Source organism: Stenotrophomonas sp. GD03877, assembly GCF_029840555.1.
Lineage (GTDB): Bacteria > Pseudomonadota > Gammaproteobacteria > Xanthomonadales > Xanthomonadaceae > Stenotrophomonas > Stenotrophomonas geniculata.
Genome location: NZ_JAOCCT010000004.1, coordinates 121,371 through 138,507, shown reverse-complemented (window position 1 = coordinate 138,507; position 17,137 = coordinate 121,371). Strand labels below are relative to the sequence as shown.

The 17,137-nt window shown below is 66.5% G+C and carries 10 protein-coding genes; 1 reads left to right on the top strand and 9 read right to left on the bottom strand.

Annotated elements, in window-relative coordinates:
• Positions 1 to 7: 7 nt before the first annotated feature.
• The gene (locus N5D20_RS04235; protein WP_279914358.1) at positions 8 to 2,182 is read right to left on the bottom strand and encodes an alpha-glucuronidase family glycosyl hydrolase; all 2,175 of its coding nucleotides are present in this window, start codon (positions 2,180 to 2,182) and stop codon (positions 8 to 10) included.
• A gap of 92 nt (positions 2,183 to 2,274) precedes the next feature.
• Here N5D20_RS04235 and N5D20_RS04230 point away from each other — a divergent pair, with 92 nt between their 5' ends.
• Entirely contained in the window at positions 2,275 to 3,333 is a 1,059-nt protein-coding gene (locus tag N5D20_RS04230; RefSeq protein WP_019337710.1) for a LacI family DNA-binding transcriptional regulator, read from the top strand.
• 8 nt (positions 3,334 to 3,341) lie between these two features.
• Here N5D20_RS04230 and N5D20_RS04225 read toward each other — a convergent pair whose 3' ends face one another.
• The 8 genes from N5D20_RS04225 to N5D20_RS04190 form a co-directional block, all read right to left on the bottom strand.
• A complete protein-coding gene (locus tag N5D20_RS04225) occupies positions 3,342 to 5,900 on the bottom strand; it encodes an exo 1,3/1,4-beta-D-glucan glucohydrolase (protein ID WP_279914357.1) in 2,559 nt (852 codons plus the stop codon).
• The gene (locus N5D20_RS04220; protein ID WP_010485699.1) at positions 5,897 to 7,306 is read right to left on the bottom strand and encodes a sugar porter family MFS transporter; all 1,410 of its coding nucleotides are present in this window, start codon (positions 7,304 to 7,306) and stop codon (positions 5,897 to 5,899) included. The genes N5D20_RS04225 and N5D20_RS04220 overlap by 4 nt, the downstream gene beginning before the upstream one ends.
• 44 nt (positions 7,307 to 7,350) lie before the next feature.
• Complete coding sequence (xylA, locus tag N5D20_RS04215) at positions 7,351 to 8,685, bottom strand: xylose isomerase (RefSeq protein ID WP_049409713.1); 1,335 nt, start codon at positions 8,683 to 8,685, stop codon at positions 7,351 to 7,353.
• Between the two features lie 43 nt (positions 8,686 to 8,728).
• Positions 8,729 to 10,222, bottom strand: coding sequence for a xylulokinase (gene xylB / locus N5D20_RS04210; RefSeq protein ID WP_279914356.1), 1,494 nt, complete (start codon positions 10,220 to 10,222; stop codon positions 8,729 to 8,731).
• A 162-nt stretch (positions 10,223 to 10,384) separates the two neighbouring features.
• On the bottom strand, positions 10,385 to 11,917 hold the full coding sequence (locus N5D20_RS04205) for a tryptophan 7-halogenase (RefSeq protein ID WP_279914355.1): 1,533 nt from the start codon (positions 11,915 to 11,917) through the stop codon (positions 10,385 to 10,387).
• A gap of 11 nt (positions 11,918 to 11,928) precedes the next feature.
• Entirely contained in the window at positions 11,929 to 12,951 is a 1,023-nt protein-coding gene (locus N5D20_RS04200; protein WP_019337715.1) for a cupin-like domain-containing protein, read from the bottom strand.
• Positions 12,952 to 12,954: 3 nt separating this feature from the next.
• Positions 12,955 to 13,713, bottom strand: a complete 759-nt coding sequence (locus N5D20_RS04195) for a SapC family protein (protein WP_043395877.1) — start codon at positions 13,711 to 13,713, stop codon at positions 12,955 to 12,957.
• A 130-nt stretch (positions 13,714 to 13,843) separates the two neighbouring features.
• Positions 13,844 to 16,972, bottom strand: coding sequence for a TonB-dependent receptor (locus tag N5D20_RS04190; protein WP_029380038.1), 3,129 nt, complete (start codon positions 16,970 to 16,972; stop codon positions 13,844 to 13,846).
• Positions 16,973 to 17,137 lie beyond the last annotated feature (165 nt).

Genomic DNA, 17,137 nt, shown 5'->3' with positions numbered 1-17,137 from the left:
AACCTGCTCATCGGCCATCCCCCGGTGCGAACGGAAACTGCAAGGCTTGGTAATACGACAACGGATGCGGCGGCGGCCGCTCGCCGGCGGCCAGTGGCCGGCCACTGAGCGACTGGAAGTACGCCACGCTGGCGTCACGCCACCATTGCGCTTCGTCGTGCTGGATCTGCAGGAACGCCGCGACGTGCCGATGCCGCTGCGGATCGATCCGGTCGCTCAGGCCAGCCCAGGTCGCCTGCATCGACTGCACCTGGCGCACGCCGCGCGAATAGCGCCCGACCAGTTCGTCCCAGAGCGTCCTGCCCGAGCGCATGCGGTGATCCCACGGCACATGATGGAACCACAGCAGCAGCGACTCGGGCACCCGCTCGGGGTCGCCATAGACCTCGGCGACCTGCGGGGCGTACTGGCCCACGGCGTTGCTTCCGCTGGCGCTGCGGTCAAAGCCGATGCCCTTGCTATCTGCGCGGTGGTAGTAGACCGACGTCCAGTCCGCACGCGGGCCGCCGTCCACCCAGGGGCCGGGGCCGTAGTGATGGCCGCGTGCCATCAGGTGATGCAGACCCAGCGGCGTCATGTAATCCACCACCGCCTCGCGCGAGTCCATCATCATGCGCACGATCGGGCCTGTCACCTGCGGGTCGGGCGAGAAGGTCAGCGCTGCCCAGTCTTCGGCAATCGCGCGCGCGGATTCCTGCGGGTTCCAGGCCAGTCGGCCGAAGGCGTACCAGTTGGCCTGATCGAAGTGCGAGCCACTCCAGGTGCGGTCCACGCCGATGTTGGCGACGCCGGCGATACCGGTCAGCGCATGACCCTCCAGCGAGCCATCGACCACGCGGGAGACCGTGGAGCCTTCGCCGCGTGCATGGGTGTCGGCCTGCAGCACTTCTTCGTAGAGCGTTCCCAGGTACACCAGGTGCGTCGCAAAACCCAGGTACTCCTTGGTGATCTGCAGCTCCATCATCAGCGGCGTGCGCGGCATCGCGCCAAACAAGGGGTGGAACGGCTCGCGCGGCTGGAAGTCGATGGGGCCGTTCTTCACCTGCACGATCACGTTGGGGCGGAAGGCGCCGTCCAGCCCGACAAACTCGCTGTATGCCTGCTTGGCGCGATCTTCGGGAACCTCGTGCGAATACACGAAGGCCCGCCACATCACCACACCGTTGTAGGGCGCCAGCGCGTCGGCCAGCAGGTTGGCGCCGTCGGCATGGGAACGACCGTAATCCTGCGGGCCGGGTTGCCCTTCGGAGTTCGCCTTGACCAGGAAGCCGCCAAAATCCGGAATGCGCGCATGGATCTCATCGACCTTGTCGCGCCACCAGCGCCGCACAGCCGGATCCAGGGGATCAGCCGTTGCCAGGCCGCCGAGTTCGATGGGTGCACTGAAGCGCGCGCTCAGGTAGACCCGGATGCCATAGGGGCGGAACAGGTCGGCCAGCGCGGCGGCCTTGGCCAGATAGGCCGGCGACAGGCTCATCGCACTGGCATTGACGTTGTTGAGGACGGTGCCGTTGATGCCGAGCGAGGCGTTGGCACGGGCGTAGTCGGTGTAGCGCGGGTCACGCCACTGCGGCAACGTCTGCCAGTCCCAGAGCGAGCTGCCTGCATAGCCACGCTCGACGTAACGATCCAGGTTGTCCCAATGGTTGAGCAGACGCAGTGCGACCCGAGGCGACTCACGCACCTCCAGCCCCCGCAGCGACGTGCCACGCTGCAGCAGGCGCAGCAGATGGAAGGTGCCGTACAGCACGCCGACATCCTGGCGTGCCGCCACCAGCAGCACATCGCGCCCCCCGGTCCGGACCTGCCGGATCAGGAAGCCCTCGTCGCCCAACGTGGCGATCTCGTTGCCGAACGCGGCAACCAGCGCCGAAGACTGCGGCGTACCCAGCACCAGGGCATGGTCAGTAGTGATTGCCGTTCGCATTGGCGGGGCCGTTCCCAGCAATCCAGAAAGGCTGCGCGCAAGCTCGTCGCGGGTAGCGCGCTGCATCGGCGTGCAATCCGGGGCCACCACTTCGGCCAGTTGCCGCCGGTAATCGGCAGCGACCGTTGCGGCAACCGGCTGGTAGCGCATCCACAGCGCATAGCCATCCTCCGCCCGTGCTCCGCCAACACAGGCCAGCAGCACGAGCAGGGCCCACAGCTGCGTGCCGACAGCGCGCAACAACGGCGTTAACATGCGCCTTTGTAGACTACGTCCGGGCCCGGGACAGCGCATCATCGTCCTTCGCACCCGCGCGGCAGCGCCACCAAGAACAAAGGGATCGTGCATTGGACAAGCCGAAGAAATCGGTTCGCCGCAGAACCGCAGGCGTGACGATCGACGAGGTTGCGGCCCTTGCCGGCGTTTCGCCCATGACCGTGTCGCGGGTGATCAACCAGGGCAAGGTGCGCGACGTCACCCGCGAGCGCGTGCTGCGCGCCGTGCGTGAGCTGGGCTATACGCCCAATCTTGCCGCCAGTTCGCTGGCCGCCGCACAGCACACGCGCATTGCGCTGATCTACACCAACCCCAGCGGCGCCTACCTGCGTGAACTGCTGGTGGGCCTGCTGCGCGTCGCCTCCAGTTCCGCCATCCAGCTGGTCATCGACTACTGGGACAACCTGGATGCCGAATCCGAACGCAGGGCGGCGCGCGCCCTCGCCGGACGCGTCGACGGGGTGATCCTGCCGCCGCCTCTTTGCGAATCGCAGGCCGCCGTAAGCGAACTGGTCAAGGCTGGCATTCCGGTGGTGGCCATCGCATCGGGGCGCCTGAGCGAGGCCCTGTCCTGCGTCCGCATCGACGATTTCAGTGCGGGCAGGGAAATGACCGATCACCTGCTCCGGCAGGGACACACCCGCATCGGCTTCATCCGTGGGCGCGATGACCTGAGCGCAAGTGCGCTCCGCTACGACGGGTTCGTCACCGCCCTGCGCGAGGCCGGGCTGGCGGTGGACCCCGGCCTGGTCCAGCACGGTGACTACACCTACCGGTCCGGCCTGGCTGCGGCCGAGAAGCTGCTGTCCCAGCGCCGGCCACCGACCGCGATTTTCGCCAGCAACGACGACATGGGCGCCGCCGCCATCTCGGTGGCGCATCGGCGCGGGCTGGAAGTGCCGCGCGACCTGTCGGTCGTGGGTTTCGATGACACCTCGGCCGCCACCACCGTGTGGCCGGAACTGACCACGATCCACCAGCCCATCGCCTCGATGGCCAACGCGGCCGTCGACATCCTGCTGCGCACCATCCGCCGTCCGGCGGCGGACGCAACGGTGCTGCGCGATCATGTGATGCCGCATCGGCTGATCGCACGCGATTCGGTCGCCGCGCCACCCCGGCGGCGGTAGCGCAGGCATCATGCTCCGCATCCGAGGGTGACCTCGGCTTCGTTCAGCGCACCCAGCGCGACGCGTGACACGGAGATCGTCATCGCATCGCCCGTCACCACCGACCACGGTCGGTCGATCGCGTCCAGCTTGGCGCCCGCCTTGGCCAGGCACTTCAGCGGCACGCCAACACGCTTCCACTGGCCTTGTGGAAGCGCCGCCAGCGACGACCCGATGGCGATGCGTGCCGAGCAGCCCGCGCCGCAACCGACCGACAGCCACACCTCACCCTGCGGCGCAGCGTCGACCCGCAGCGTGGTCAGCAGCATCAGGTCGCCGTTGGATTCGCGCTGCAGGTCCAGCGCCGTGTGCGACTGCAGTGCAGCGACGGCCTCGCCCTTGCCCGACCAGGCCAGGCGTCGCCCATCCTCCTGCGCCAGATGATCCACGCCGGTAATCTTCAGCCGGTCATCTGGCAATGCGTCCGGTACGCGGGTCACGGTCAGGCCCTGGCCAGCGGCATCCTCGAGTCGCAGCGCCATGCCAGGGCCTGCGTCACCACGTGCGAAGTAGACGCCGGTCGCGCCCTCGTTGCCGGTCACGCCCGATGCCTCCGGCAGCGCGGCCAGGTCGCCGTTGTCGGCGTAGGTCAGGCCGAAGCCGAACGCAAACAACGGATCGTAGTCCTTCTGGCCAACGTTGTTGGCGTACTGGGTGGCGGTGCGCGGCCAGCTGAAACTGAGCTTGCCCTTGAAATCGTGCTGCACGCGGCCATCGCTTCCGCGCAGCAGTACATCGGCAATGCCGGCGCCTTCCGAGCCCGGCAGCCATGCAGCCACGAAGGCATCGGCGGCATTGATTTCCCGGTTCACCCAGAGCGGCCGCCCGCTCAGGAAAACCGCAACAACCGGTATGCCTTCGGCCTTGAGCCGCTTGAGCAGCGCCAGGTCCGTTTCGTTGCCGGGCTTGTACGCCAGCGTCGGCCGGTCTCCCTGGAACTCGGCATAGGGGTCTTCGCCAAACACCACCACCGCCACATCGGGCTTCACTGCATAGCGGCCGTCAACGGCAAGCACGGCTTCACCACCCGCCGCGCTGGCCTGGCGCGCAATGCCCTCGTAGATCGTGTCCGCGTTGGGGAAGTCCCTGCGGCTGGTGCCGGTGCCCTGCCAGTTGAGTGTCCAGCCGCCGGCCTGCTTGCCGACATCGTCGGCTCCGTCGCCGGCCACGAGGATCCGCTGCTTCGGAGACAGCGGCAGGACGTGGTCCTGGTTTTTCAACAGGACCAGCGATTCGCGCACGGCCTGCCGGGCGACCGCGCGATGTGCCGGCGCGCCGATCAGTGCGAACTGCCCGCCGACGGCCCGCGTGGATGGCCTGCCGGCCTCGAACAGCCCAAGGCGGAACTTGACCCGCAGGATCCGGCGCACTGCATCGTCCAGCCGCTGCGTCGTGATCCGGCCGTCCTTGACCGCAGCCAGCGTCGTCTCGTAGAAGCCCTTCCAGCTGTCCGAAGCCATCGCCATGTCCAGGCCCGCGATGATGGTGGCCGGGCAGTCTGTGGTGGTGCAGCCCTTGACCTGTCCATGACCATTCCAGTCACCCACCACGAAGCCACCGAAGTTCATGCGGCCCTTGAGCACATCGGTGAGGTAATGCCGGTGGCCATGCATCTTTTCACCGTTGACGCTGTTGAACGACGCCATTGCGGTCTGCGCGCCGGCGGCGATTGCCGGCGGGTATCCGGCCGCGTGGATGCGCACCAGATCTGACTCGCTGATACGGGTGTCGCCCTGGTCCTTGCCGTCAGTGGTGCCCCCATCGCCCAGGAAGTGCTTCACCGAGGCGATTACATGGCGGCCATCGAGGAACTCCGGTGTTCCCACCCTGCCCTGCAATCCCTCCACCATGGCGCCCGCGTAGCTGGCCACCACCTCGGGCGATTCCGAGTAGCCCTCGTAGGTTCGGCCCCAGCGATCATCCTGGGGTACCGCAACGGTCGGCGCGAACGTCCACTCCATGCCGGTGACGCGGGTCTCCAGCGCGGTGATGCCACCGATCTGCCGCAGCAGCTCCGGATTGCGCGTGGCGCCCAGCCCGATGTTGTGCGGGAACAACGTGGCACCCATGATGTTGCTCTGCCCGTGCACGGCATCGATGCCGAACAGCAGAGGGATGGGCTTGCCGCCTTTGGACGTATCCATGGAGGCGTCGTAGAACGCGTCGGCCAGCGCCAGCCATTCGGCCGGCGAGGCGTCATAGCGGCCGCCGGGATCGGAGTTGCCTCCGGCCAGGATCGAGCCGAGGCGGTAGCGGCGCACGTCGTCGGGGGTGACGCTGGCGATGTCGCCCTGCACCAGCTGGCCGACCTTTTCCTCCACCGTCATGCCGGCCATCAGGTCGGTGATGCGCTTCTCCAGTGCCGGATCCGCGGCCAGCGGCCAGGCGACCTTCGGCCAGGGATCATTGTCGGTAGCTGCGGCGGCGGCAGCCCGGTCCTGGCCGCGGCAGCCGAGCAATCCCAGCATCAGTGCGGCGACCAGCGCGCCGCTGCGGATTACCAAGGCCTGCGATGTCATGGCGCTCATCCTTCCATCTGCTCCAGTTCCTTGCCCTTGGTCTCGTGCACATGCCGGACCACGAAAATCACCGAGATCACGGCAGCCACCAGGTAGATGCCGTAGGTGGCTGCCAGCCCTGCCGCGGCCAGCAGCATCGGGAACGTCACCGTGACCACGAAGTTGGAGGTCCATTGCGCTGCGCCAGCGACCGCCAGTGCCGAACCGCGGATCTGGTTCGGGAACATCTCGCCCAGCATCACCCACATCACCGGCCCCCAGGACAGATTGAAGAACACGACGTAGGCATTGGCCGCCACCAGCGCCAGCGTACCCATGCGACCGGGCAGCTGCAGGTGCCCGTCCGCCAGCGAACCGCTGGCAAAGGCCACCACCACCAGTGCAAGCGACAGCGACATCCCTGCCGAGCCGAACCACAGCAGGGGCTTGCGGCCGATCCGGTCAATCAGCAGTACCGTGACCACGCAGGCACCGATGCTAAGCGCGCCGGACAGCACGTTGATCAGCAGCGCGTCGTTTTCGGAAAAGCCGACCGCCTGCCACAGCACGGCGCCGTAATAGAACACCACGTTGATGCCGACCAGCTGCTGGAAGCAGGCCAGCCCGACGCCGACCCAGACAATCGGGCGGATCCGCCCGGTCGCCCGGCTCTTCAGGTCGGACAGTCGAGGGCGATGATGGTCGTTGGACAACGAGGCATCGATCTCCTCGAGCGTGGCGCGGGCCTTGTCGCTACCCAGCAGCCGGGTCAGCACCCGCAGTGCATCGTCCTTGCGCCGCTTCACCACCAGGTAGCGCGGGCTCTCAGGAATGGTCAGCAACAGCAGCAGGAACAGCAGCGATGGCGCGGCCTGCATCCAGAACATCCAGCGCCAGGCGGCCTGCCCACCCCACAGCGGTTCGGTCGACGCGCCCGCTGCAGCCGCCAGCAGGTAGTTGGACAGGAAGGCAGCGGTGAGCCCGGTGATGATGGCGATCTGCTGCACCGTAGCCAGGCGGCCGCGATAGCGGGCCGGAGCGACCTCGGCAATGTAGGCCGGCGAGATCACGCTGGCCGCGCCTACCGCGAATCCGCCCACCACCCGCGCCGCAATGAACCAGCCCGACGAGACCGCCGCCCCGGCACCGAGCGCCGACAGCAGGAACATCACTGCCGAAAGGATCAGCACGTTGCGACGGCCCAGGCGGTCGGCCAGCCGTCCAGCACTGAACGCGCCCACCGCACAGCCCAGCAGCATCGACGCGATCTCGAACCCCTGCATCCATTCGCCGGACCGGAACGCCTGATGCAGGCCATCCTGGGTGCCATTGATCACACCGCTGTCGAAGCCGAACAGAAAACCGCCAATCGTCGCTACCACGCTGATCAGTACGATCAGTCGTGTGTTTTCACCGCTGCCTGCTGCCTGGTTCATCCCCGTCCCCTTGAGTGCACCGTTGCGCCCTTCGCCTGCCGCGCTCAGCGCAGCAGGTATTGGTTGAGCAGGTTTTCGTAACGCTCCTGCTTGCCGCTGGCCTGGCGCGGTTCGCCGAGCCGGGAGGCCAGTGCCGCCAGGTCCGGCAGGCTGAGCGTGCCACGCTCGAAATCCTGGCCGGCACCGCTGTCGAAACTTGCGTAGCGCTCCTTGCGCCATTGCTCCCAGGGCGACTCGGTCAGCAGTGCATGGGCAACCTCCAGGCCGCGTGCGAACGCGTCCATGCCGCCAATGTGGGCAATGAACAGATCCTCCAGGTCGGTCGACTCGCGGCGCACCTTCGCATCGAAGTTCAACCCGCCCTCCAGCCCACCCTGGCGCAGCACGACCAGCATCGCGCCGACGGTGTCGTACAGATCACTGGGGAACTGGTCGGTGTCCCAGCCGTTCTGCGCGTTGCCGCGGTTGGCGTCGATGCTGCCCAGCAGGCCGTGATCGGACGCGACCTGCAGATCGTGCTCGAAGGTGTGCCCGGACAATGTGGCGTGGTTGGCCTCGATGTTGAGCTTGAAGTCCTTGTCCAGCCCATGCTCCTTCAGGAAACCCACCACCGTGGCACTGTCGAAGTCGTATTGGTGCTTCATCGGCTCCATCGGCTTGGGCTCGATCAGGAAGTTGCCCTTCAGGCCAATGCTGCGGCCGTAGTCGCGGGCCATGGTCAGGAAGCGTGCGAAGTGCTCGATCTCGCGCTTCATCTGGGTATTGGCCAGCGACGCATAGCCCTCGCGTCCGCCCCAGAACACGTAATGCTCACCGCCCAGCTCGACCGTCGCTTCCAGTGCAGCCTTGACCTGCACGGCTGCACGCGCGACTACCGCGAAGTCGGGATTGGTCGATGCGCCGTTCATGTAGCGCGGGTGCGAGAACAGGTTGGCCGTGCCCCACAACAGCTTGACGCCGGTGGCCTCTTGGCGCGCCTTGGCCAGGCCCACCATGTGCGCGAGGTTCTTCTGGTACTGGCCGATGTCATCGGCATCCGGCGCCAGGTCGATGTCGTGGAAGCACCAGTACGGCACGCCCAGCTTCGTGAAGAACTCGAACGCGGCGTCCACCTTTGCCTCGGCCGTGGCCAGCGGTGACGATGCCTCCCACGGGAACTGCCGGGTGCCCGGGCCGAACGGATCGTGCCCGGCATTGCAGAAGGTGTGCCAGTAGCACACAGCGAAGCGCAGATGCTCCTGCATGGTCTTGCCGCCGATGACCCGGTTGGCATCGTAGACCTTGAAGGCAAGCGGATTGTCCGAGCCCTTGCCCTCGAACGGAATGCGGCCGACGCCGGGGAAGTACTCCTTGGCGCCGATGAAGGGCTGCGTGCTCATGGTGCGTGCTCCTGTCGTTGTACGGGGTGTCGTGGAGGAGCCATCAGCCGCGCTGCAGCGGCGTGATGGCATCAAGATGGCTGAGGAAGCGTGCGTAGGCCCGTGCATAGGCTTCGCTGCGGTCCGGATCCGGCCGAGCGGACAGCGCGGGATCGACGGTGACGTGGCGCGCGGTGATGTCGCTGATCGGGGTGGCGTCTCCCTGCGCCTTGGTGAACGCCCACAACGCCTGTAGCGCCGCTCCAAATGCCGCACCTTCGGCCTGCACCGGGACGTCCACCGGCAGGCCGAACACATCAGCCACCAGCTGACGCCAGGCAGCGCTGTTGCTGCCACCGCCGGTGAGCACGATGCGATTGAACTGCATGCCTGCGCGGACAAAGGCGTCGTAGCCGTACTTCAGGCTGTAGGTCGCGCCCTCCATGGCGGCGCGGTACACATGCGCCGGGGTGAAATTGGCGGTGTCCAGGCCAGCCAGCACGCCCTTGCCCAGCGGCAGGTCAGGGGTACGTTCGCCATTGAGGAACGGCAGCATCACCAGCCCGCCTGCTCCCGGTGGCGTCGCGCGCAGGTGCGCATCGCCGTCGCGAGTGCTGAAGCCGAAGGCACGGGCCACCTGTTCGGTCGCCACGGTGCAGTTCATGGTGCAGATCAGCGGGAGCCAGCCCCCCGTCGACGAGCAGAACGCTGCCCAGGCGCCGTCGGTATCGATCACCGGCGATCCGGAGTAGGCAAACAGCGTTCCGGAGGTTCCCAGGCTCATCGCCAGCCGACCTTCCTTGACGCAGCCGGTGCCGATCGCCGCCATCATGTTGTCGCCGCCGCCAACGGCCACCTTCACCGCCGTCGGCAGCCCCAGCGCGGCTGCCGCAGCAGGCGCGATATCGAACAGCGCATCGGGTGATGCGATGGGCGGCAGGCAGGCGGCAAGATCACGATCAGGGTCGGTTGCGCGCAGCAGCTGCTGCGACCAGGTGCGTGTGCGCACGTCCAGCCAACCGGTTCCAGACGCATCGCCAAGCTCGCAGAACCGCTGCCCCGTCAGCACGAAGTTCAGATAGTCGTGTGGCAGCAGGATGGTCGCCATCCGCGCGTAGGCGTCGGTACGGTGGATCCGGGTCCAGGGCAGCTTGGACGCTGTGTAGCCGGCCAGGATCGGGTTGCCCGCCAACGCGATGGTCCGTTGCAACCCGCCCACGGCGTCCATGATCTGGATGCACTCGGCCGAGGTGCTGGTGTCGCACCACAGCTTGGCCGGCGCCAGTACTTCACCAGCATCATCAACCGGCACGAACCCATGCTGCTGGCCCGATACCGCCAGCGCGACGATGCGAGCGCGCAGCGAGGGATCGATCCGGGCAAAGCAGTCGCGCAGGGCCGACACCCAGTCGGCAGGCGCCTGTTCACGGCTGCCGTCGGTGCCGCTGTCCAGCGCGAGCGGCGCGCTGGCCGAGGCCACAACCGCCTGCTTCCGCGGGTCATAGACCAGCACCTTCAGGCTCTGCGTCCCTGCATCGATTCCTGCAACCAGACCCATCGAAACCGCCTCCATTCAAAAACGGTAGCGCTAACATTCCGTGGACTCAAAAAAGGGGCGTGATGTTCAGCCCCTCCTTGCCACCGCTCGCGTCATCGCCACCGGTGTTGCCGCACTGTAACCAGCTGCAGCGGAAAAAGCGTGCTGCAACGCAAAACCCTGCTACGCGTTTGCTGCCGTCGAACGCCACACGTCAACGCCGGACCTGCAGTACTGCGCGATGAACTCCGCCTGCGTCGGCATCTGCGCGGCGGCCTGCTGCACCGGCTGCTGGATGCCCTTCAACAGGGTGCGCAGATCGGCGTCGCTCACTGCCCGCGCCAGCGGGTGGGCAGGACCGGGCGCGATGCCCTGCCCGAGCAGCACGCTGGTCCACGATTCCACGCGGAACAGCTCGCCGGGGTCCTGCCAGGCGTGTGCGCGCTCGCGCCACGCCTGCAGCCGCTGCTGCAGCGATTCGGGCACGCGCATTTCGCGACACGCCTTCCACATCGGTTCGGTGCGCTGCGTTGCGTGATAGTGCAGGATGATGAAGTCGCGCACGTGCTCCATTTCCTGGCGGCTGACATCGTTGTACAGCTTCACCAGCGACGCACGGATGCCGTCGAACGGGAACAACTGGATCAGGCGCACCACCGCGCTGATCGTCAGATGGATGCTGGTCGACTCCAGTGGCTCGATGAAACCGCTGGCCAGCCCGAGCGACACCACGTTCCCGTTCCAGGCCTTCAGCCGGCGCCCGCTGCGGAACGGCACCTTCCATGGATCGCGCAAAGGTGGGGCCCCGGCATCGCGCAGCAGCTTCGCTGCGGCCTCGTCATCGGACAGGTGGCGGCTGTCATACACCAGCCCGCAGCCAACGCGGTGCTGCAGCGCGATGTGCCAGCGCCACCCCGCTTCGTGGGCGATCGCGCGGGTATAGGGAACCGGCGGCGCCACCGCTTCGGTCTGCACCGCCACGGCCCGATCGCACGGAAGCCATTCGTGCCAGTCCTCGTAGCCGGTGCCCAGCGCCTGCTCGATCAGCAGGCCACGGAACCCTGTGCAGTCGATGAACAGATCGCCCTCGATCACCTGGCCGTCGTCCAGCACCAGCGCCTGCACCGAGCCGTCGTGTGCGTGCTGCCTGACCAGGGCGATCCTGCCTTCGATCCGGCGCAGGCCGTGGGCCTCGGCCCTGTGGCGCAGGAACCGCGCATACAGGCTGGCATCGAAATGATATGCATAGCTGGCCTGCGGCTGGGTTTGCAGCGAGAAGCGGTCGCCACGCGAGGCGATGCTCTCCAGGCAGAAGTCGCCCAGGTCCGAGGGCATGCCGCGGCGCAGGCTGTCCAGCCAGAAGTGATGGAAGGGAGCCGCCCAGGTGCCATGGCCGATGGTGCCGAACGGATGGAAGAAGCGATCCCCGGGCAGCCGCCAGTTCTCGAACGAGATCAACAGCTTGAAGGTACCGGCCACCGCGCGCAGGAACTCCTGCTCGTCGATCTGCAGGAAGCGATGGAAGGTGCGGATCGGCGGCACGGTGGACTCACCGACGCCGACCGTGCCGATCTGCTCGGACTCGACCAGCGTGATCTGCAGTTGGTCACGGAACTGATGCGCCAGCGCGCAGCCGGCCAGCCATCCCGCTGTACCGCCACCGGCAATGACCACTTTACGGATGCGCCCTGCAGGCGTGCTCTCGGTATCCAACACGGTGCCCTCTCTCAACGGTTGAGCCTGCCCAGCAGCATCGCGCGCATGCGGCGGGCGCGCTGCTCGTCGAACGGTGCCAGATCCCCGCGCGCCGTGTCAGGCAGGTGCTGCCCGGCGCGCTCGCCGGGGCCGAATACGTAGTATCGGAAGAGCCCTTCCCAGGCCTGCTTCTCACGCGCTGGCAGGTCGCGCACGGACCACATCGCGTGCTGTAGCGCCGCCAGAGGCGCCCCCAGCCAGGCCGGCGAGCTTCGCCACCAGTAGTTCACCAGCACGTTGAACGGTTCCAGGCTGCGTACATGGTGCCACCACATGCTGGGAATGAAGATCGCATCGCCCGGCCCAAGTACCGCCCTGCGTGCATGCGCCAGCGCGTCGCGGAAGCGTGGATGCCGACCGAAGTCGGGGTGTTCGAAGTCCACCACGCTGACCACCTGTCCACCCGGCGTGGGATCGAGCGGACCCGGATAGAGGTTGTCGATCTGGGCGGGCGGGAACAGCGTGAACTCGCGCTGCCCCACCGCGCAGCAGGCGAGGTTGTCGGGTGTGTCGAAATGGCACGAGGCCGTCACCCGGTTGCCGATCCAGATGCTGGCGGTGGCGTCGATGCCCTGCTTCGCCAGCCCGGCGTCGTTGGCCTGCGCGAATGCCGGCAGCAGGGCCCGCTCGATCGGCAGCGAGGCCACGTAATAGGTTGGCGGCCGCGGCGCATGCAGCGTCGTGGCGATCTCTTCCAGCACCTGGGCCAGCAGGCCACGCCGCACTTCGAAGTTCAGCCGGGTGAAGTCCGCGCTGTAGAACGGGCGGCCTGCGATCTCGGGGCCGCCGAACGAGTACTGGATGGGCGCACCCGCATCGACGCTGCACAGGTACACCATCGCGTCGTGCACGCCGCCCAGTCCGGCCTGGACCAGTGGCCAACCGCTGGCGATGCCGCGCAGTACGACCGGCTCACCGGCGTCCACCAGGTCAGCCAATGGCAACGCGGCAGGATCGATGCCTTCCAGGATCCGCATCGGCAGGCTGGCTTGCACCGGTCAGTTCCTGACCGCCTGCGTGGTGCCGTCCTGGACGCGGAGACGGCGCTGCTTCTCGGCGATCAGGCGGCGCATGTTATGCAGCGAGGCAAGCATCAGGTACGCACCTTCCAGGTAACCGGCGCGGTTCAACGCAGCCAGGCGTGAACTGTCCAGCGCCGCCAGGCGCTCGCGGTCAATGCCGTGCAATCCGCTCACGCCCACGCGGTGATGCGGCGCGAGCTGCACATCAAGCGTCACCGGCTGGATGAGCCCGCAGTCGTCAAGCATCGTGAACATATTGGCCGCGAAGGCACTCCCCTCGTGGATGCCGCGCAGCACGCCGGCGATGTGGTCCAGGTAGGGCGTGTTGCCGCCCTGCGGCAGGAACACCGGCTCACCGGCGCCGGCGGTGACGCGCGGATGGTCCAGGTCCACGTGCATCACCGCATCCTGGGTGAGCACGCCATCCACGTAGTGCTCCTGGAACCCGATCAGGAACGGCCCTTTGGCGGCCGCGCCAGGCAGGTAGGAGGCATTCCAGCGCCCGTCCTGCAGGAACAGGTTCTCGTGTTGTTCGAAACCCAGCAGGGCCACGGACTGCCACGCTTCCGTCCCGGTTTCCCTGCGCAGGAAGATCGGATACTCACGCTGCAGTTCAGCGAACTCGCTGGGATAGGCCGGCACCATGCCCACCGCATCGCCGAACTGCGGCCCGAAGCCGGTGGCGACCTTCAGGTCCCGATGCGCGATGTTGTTGAGCATTTCATAGCGGGCCATCAGGATATCCAGTCCAGCGCGGGGTGGCTGGACAGCAGGGTAGCGCAGGCGCGACAGGTGCGGCGACACCGTCCCGGCACGGCACCGCTGGCGGGCAGCGGTGCCGTGCCGGACGCATCGGCAACCAGGCTCAGAACTTGTAGCGGACGCCCAGCATGTAGCGCGGGCTCTGGTCTGCCAGCTTGACGATCATCTGCGACGTGCGCGAGCGCCACCGCACATCCTCACCGGTCAGGTTGATCGCCTCCAGGCTGAAGGACCAGTGGTCATCGAGCGCGTAGTTGACGCTGAGATCCCACTGCTCGTACGGCTCCACATAGTACGGATTGCGGCTGGAGCCCTGGTTGGCCAGGATCAGGTACTGATCGCGCCAGTTCCATGCCAGTCGCACCGACCACCCGTACTTCTCGTACATCAGCATGGCGTTGGCGGTGTCGCTCAGGCCGGTGAGCGAGAACTGGTCGATACCCGGATCGCCGCCGTTGTTGTAGCCGACATCACCTTTCACCACCGTGTAGTTGGCCAGTACGCCGAACCCGGTGTCACCGAAGAAGTACTGCCCGCCCAGCTCCCAGCCGTGCAGCTTGGACTTGTTCTGGTTGATCGGGCGATTGACGTTGAACTGGTACAGCGGATCGTTGGCCTGCCCATACAGATCGTAGGCCGCTTCGGTGGCCAGGACCTGCGCATCGGTTCCGTTGTAGGCGCCCAGGCCGGCAGGATTGTTGCGCAGCAACGCCAGTGCGGTGAACAGCGAGGTGTCGTTGGCCGAGCAGGCGGCCGCGTTGGCCGGCCCGACCTGGGCGACGCAGGCGCCGCTGGTCAGGAAGTCCAACGCCGCCCGCGCATCCGGCCCGGAGGTCGGGTCGGTGAGGCCGTACAGGCTTTCCTGGACGACGGTGTTGCCGATGAAGTTGCTGACCGACTTGTTCCAGTAGGTCAATGACACATAGCTGGCATCGGCGAAGTACCACTCCAGCCCCAGGTCGAGGTTGTCCGATTCCAGCGGCTTCAGGCTCGGGTTCTGGGAATTGCCGCTGGCGCGCGACGAGGGATCGATCAGCACCGAGCCGAACGGTTGCTGGGCCCCGGGTCCTGCATAGAGATTGCCGTACGGCGCGCGGGCGATGCTTTTGCCGAACGACACACGGCCCTTCAGTTCCTCGGTGAGGTCGATGCTGAAATCAAGGTTGGGCAGGATGTAGCTGTACCGCGCCTTTTCCGTGAAGGGCTGCTGCTCATCGGACAGCACGATGCGGAAATCGTTGTTGGCCTGCCACTCGATGGACTCGGGAACGGCAATGACCGAGGTCGACACCACGTCGGTGGTTTCATAGCGCACTCCCAGGCGCGTGTTGGTGCGCATGCCGCCCAGTTCCCCGTCCAGCTCTACCTGGAAGTACGCCGCCTTGGTCTTCTCTTCCACGAAATTGTCGGCCGCGCGTTGCGGGTTCACACCCAGGCCAACGCCGTACTCGCGCGACGCCCATTGCGCGAGCTGCCCGGCATTGCCGCGCCAGGCCGGCCAGCTGTTTGCACTGTAGTCGTCGAACAAGCCGACGATGCTGACCGGTTGAAGCAGGTCCATCAGGCCCGCGGCGGTATCCCGGTCCACGTTGGCCACGCCCCAGTCACCCAGGGTGGAGTAGGCCTCGGCGGCCTGGATGCGGTGGGTGGTGGACTTGTTGGTGTCCACGCCGAACTGGAAGCGGCCGTGGTCGAAGTTCCATTCGCCATCGACGCGCGCCTGCTTGATCTCGCTGATCTGGGTCTGCGCGTTGACGCGCAGCACCTGCGTGCCAACCTCGCCTTCCTGGAAGCCCGGATTGACCACGCCATTGGTCCCGGCGACCGCATCGGCGGTGCTGGGATACCAGACCTGGGTGCCAACCGGCAGGCCATTGTTGAAGTTCAACTCCTGCACCCAGGAGCCACCGCAATGCGGGCCACGGGTGCAGTTGTTGGTGCCGGCGATGCTCATGAAGATCGAACCACCGCCGGTGAGCGGGTCATTCGGGCGGCTCTCGTTCTTCGAGTTGTGCGCATCGAAGCTGAGCTTGAAGCGGTCGCTGACATTCCAGACGGCGTTGAAGCCCAGCGAACCCAGCTTGTACTCCTGCATGCTGCGCTGCTGTTCCAGGCCGAAATCCTTGGTGCCGGCGATTTCACGGATGTATACCGGCGTCGCGACGGCGCCACTGGTGTCGAACTCGACGTTGGTGTAGTTGCTGTTCTGCAGCCACATGCCCTGCTCGCCGCGATTCTCGGTGATTTCGTTGGTCGAGTAGGTGTAATCCACGGTCAGGGTCAGGCTGTCCGTTGGTGCGAACTGCAGCACGGCCTGGCCGTTGACGCGTTCGCGTTCGAATTCGGAGAACGCGTAGCGCAGGTCGTTGGGCCGCGCGTAAAGCTGGCCGACGGCCGGGGCATTGACCACGGTCGGGTTGCCCGGCATCGACCCTGTCCACGGCTGCACGTTCCAGTAGTTCTCCGTGGCCTGCACCGAGCCACCCTTGCGCTTCTGCTGGCTCGCGCTGAGGCTGACGCCAAAGGTCTTTTCCGGATTGCTGTAGCTGAAGATGCCCGACAGCTCCGGTGTCAGGTCATTGTCGAACGGCTGGCTCTGGTCGGAGACCAGCTTCGCCCCGGCGTTGGCCACGATGCCGGCGTGATCGAGCGGGCGCGAGGTCAGGATATTGATCGTCGCGCCGATGCCACCGCTGGGCACCTGTGCCTGGCTGGTCTTGTAGACCTCGATGCCATTGATGGCCTCGGCGGCCAGTTGCGCGAAATTGAAGGCGCGGGTGCCGCCGTCGACACCGCCGATGGCCACCTGTCCGGAGGCACCGAACGCGTCCGCGCCCGGCATCTGCCGACCGTTGAGCGTGACCATGTTGAACTGCGGACCGAAGCCACGCGCGGTCACCTGCGCGCCCTCGCCGTCACGGCGCTCGATGGAGATGCCGGTGATGCGCTGCAACGACTCGGCAAGATTGGTATCGGGGAACTTGCCGATGTCCTCGGCGCTGATCGCATCGACCACGCCCGCCGAGTCGCGCTTGATATCCATGGCCTGGCTCAGGCTGTTGCGTATGCCCGTGACCTGCACTGCATCAAGCTGGGTGGGTTGCGACTGGCTCTGCGGCTGCTGCCCGGTCGCCGGTGCGGCGTCCTGCGCAAAGGCGGGATTGATGACCAGGGCACCACCCACGAAGGTGAACATGGCCCGGGACCGGAACTTCGCCAACGCGCGGCTCATGAACCGGACCTCGGGCCCGGGGTGCCACGGAAACTGCAGGTGCTCATGAAAGTCCCCTCTGACATACGATCGAATGGATGTACCGCCCCCTCCCAGGGGCACGCACGGGCGTGGCCCGCATTCCAAACCGAACAGCACGGGTGCTCGGGCACGCCGCGACTTACA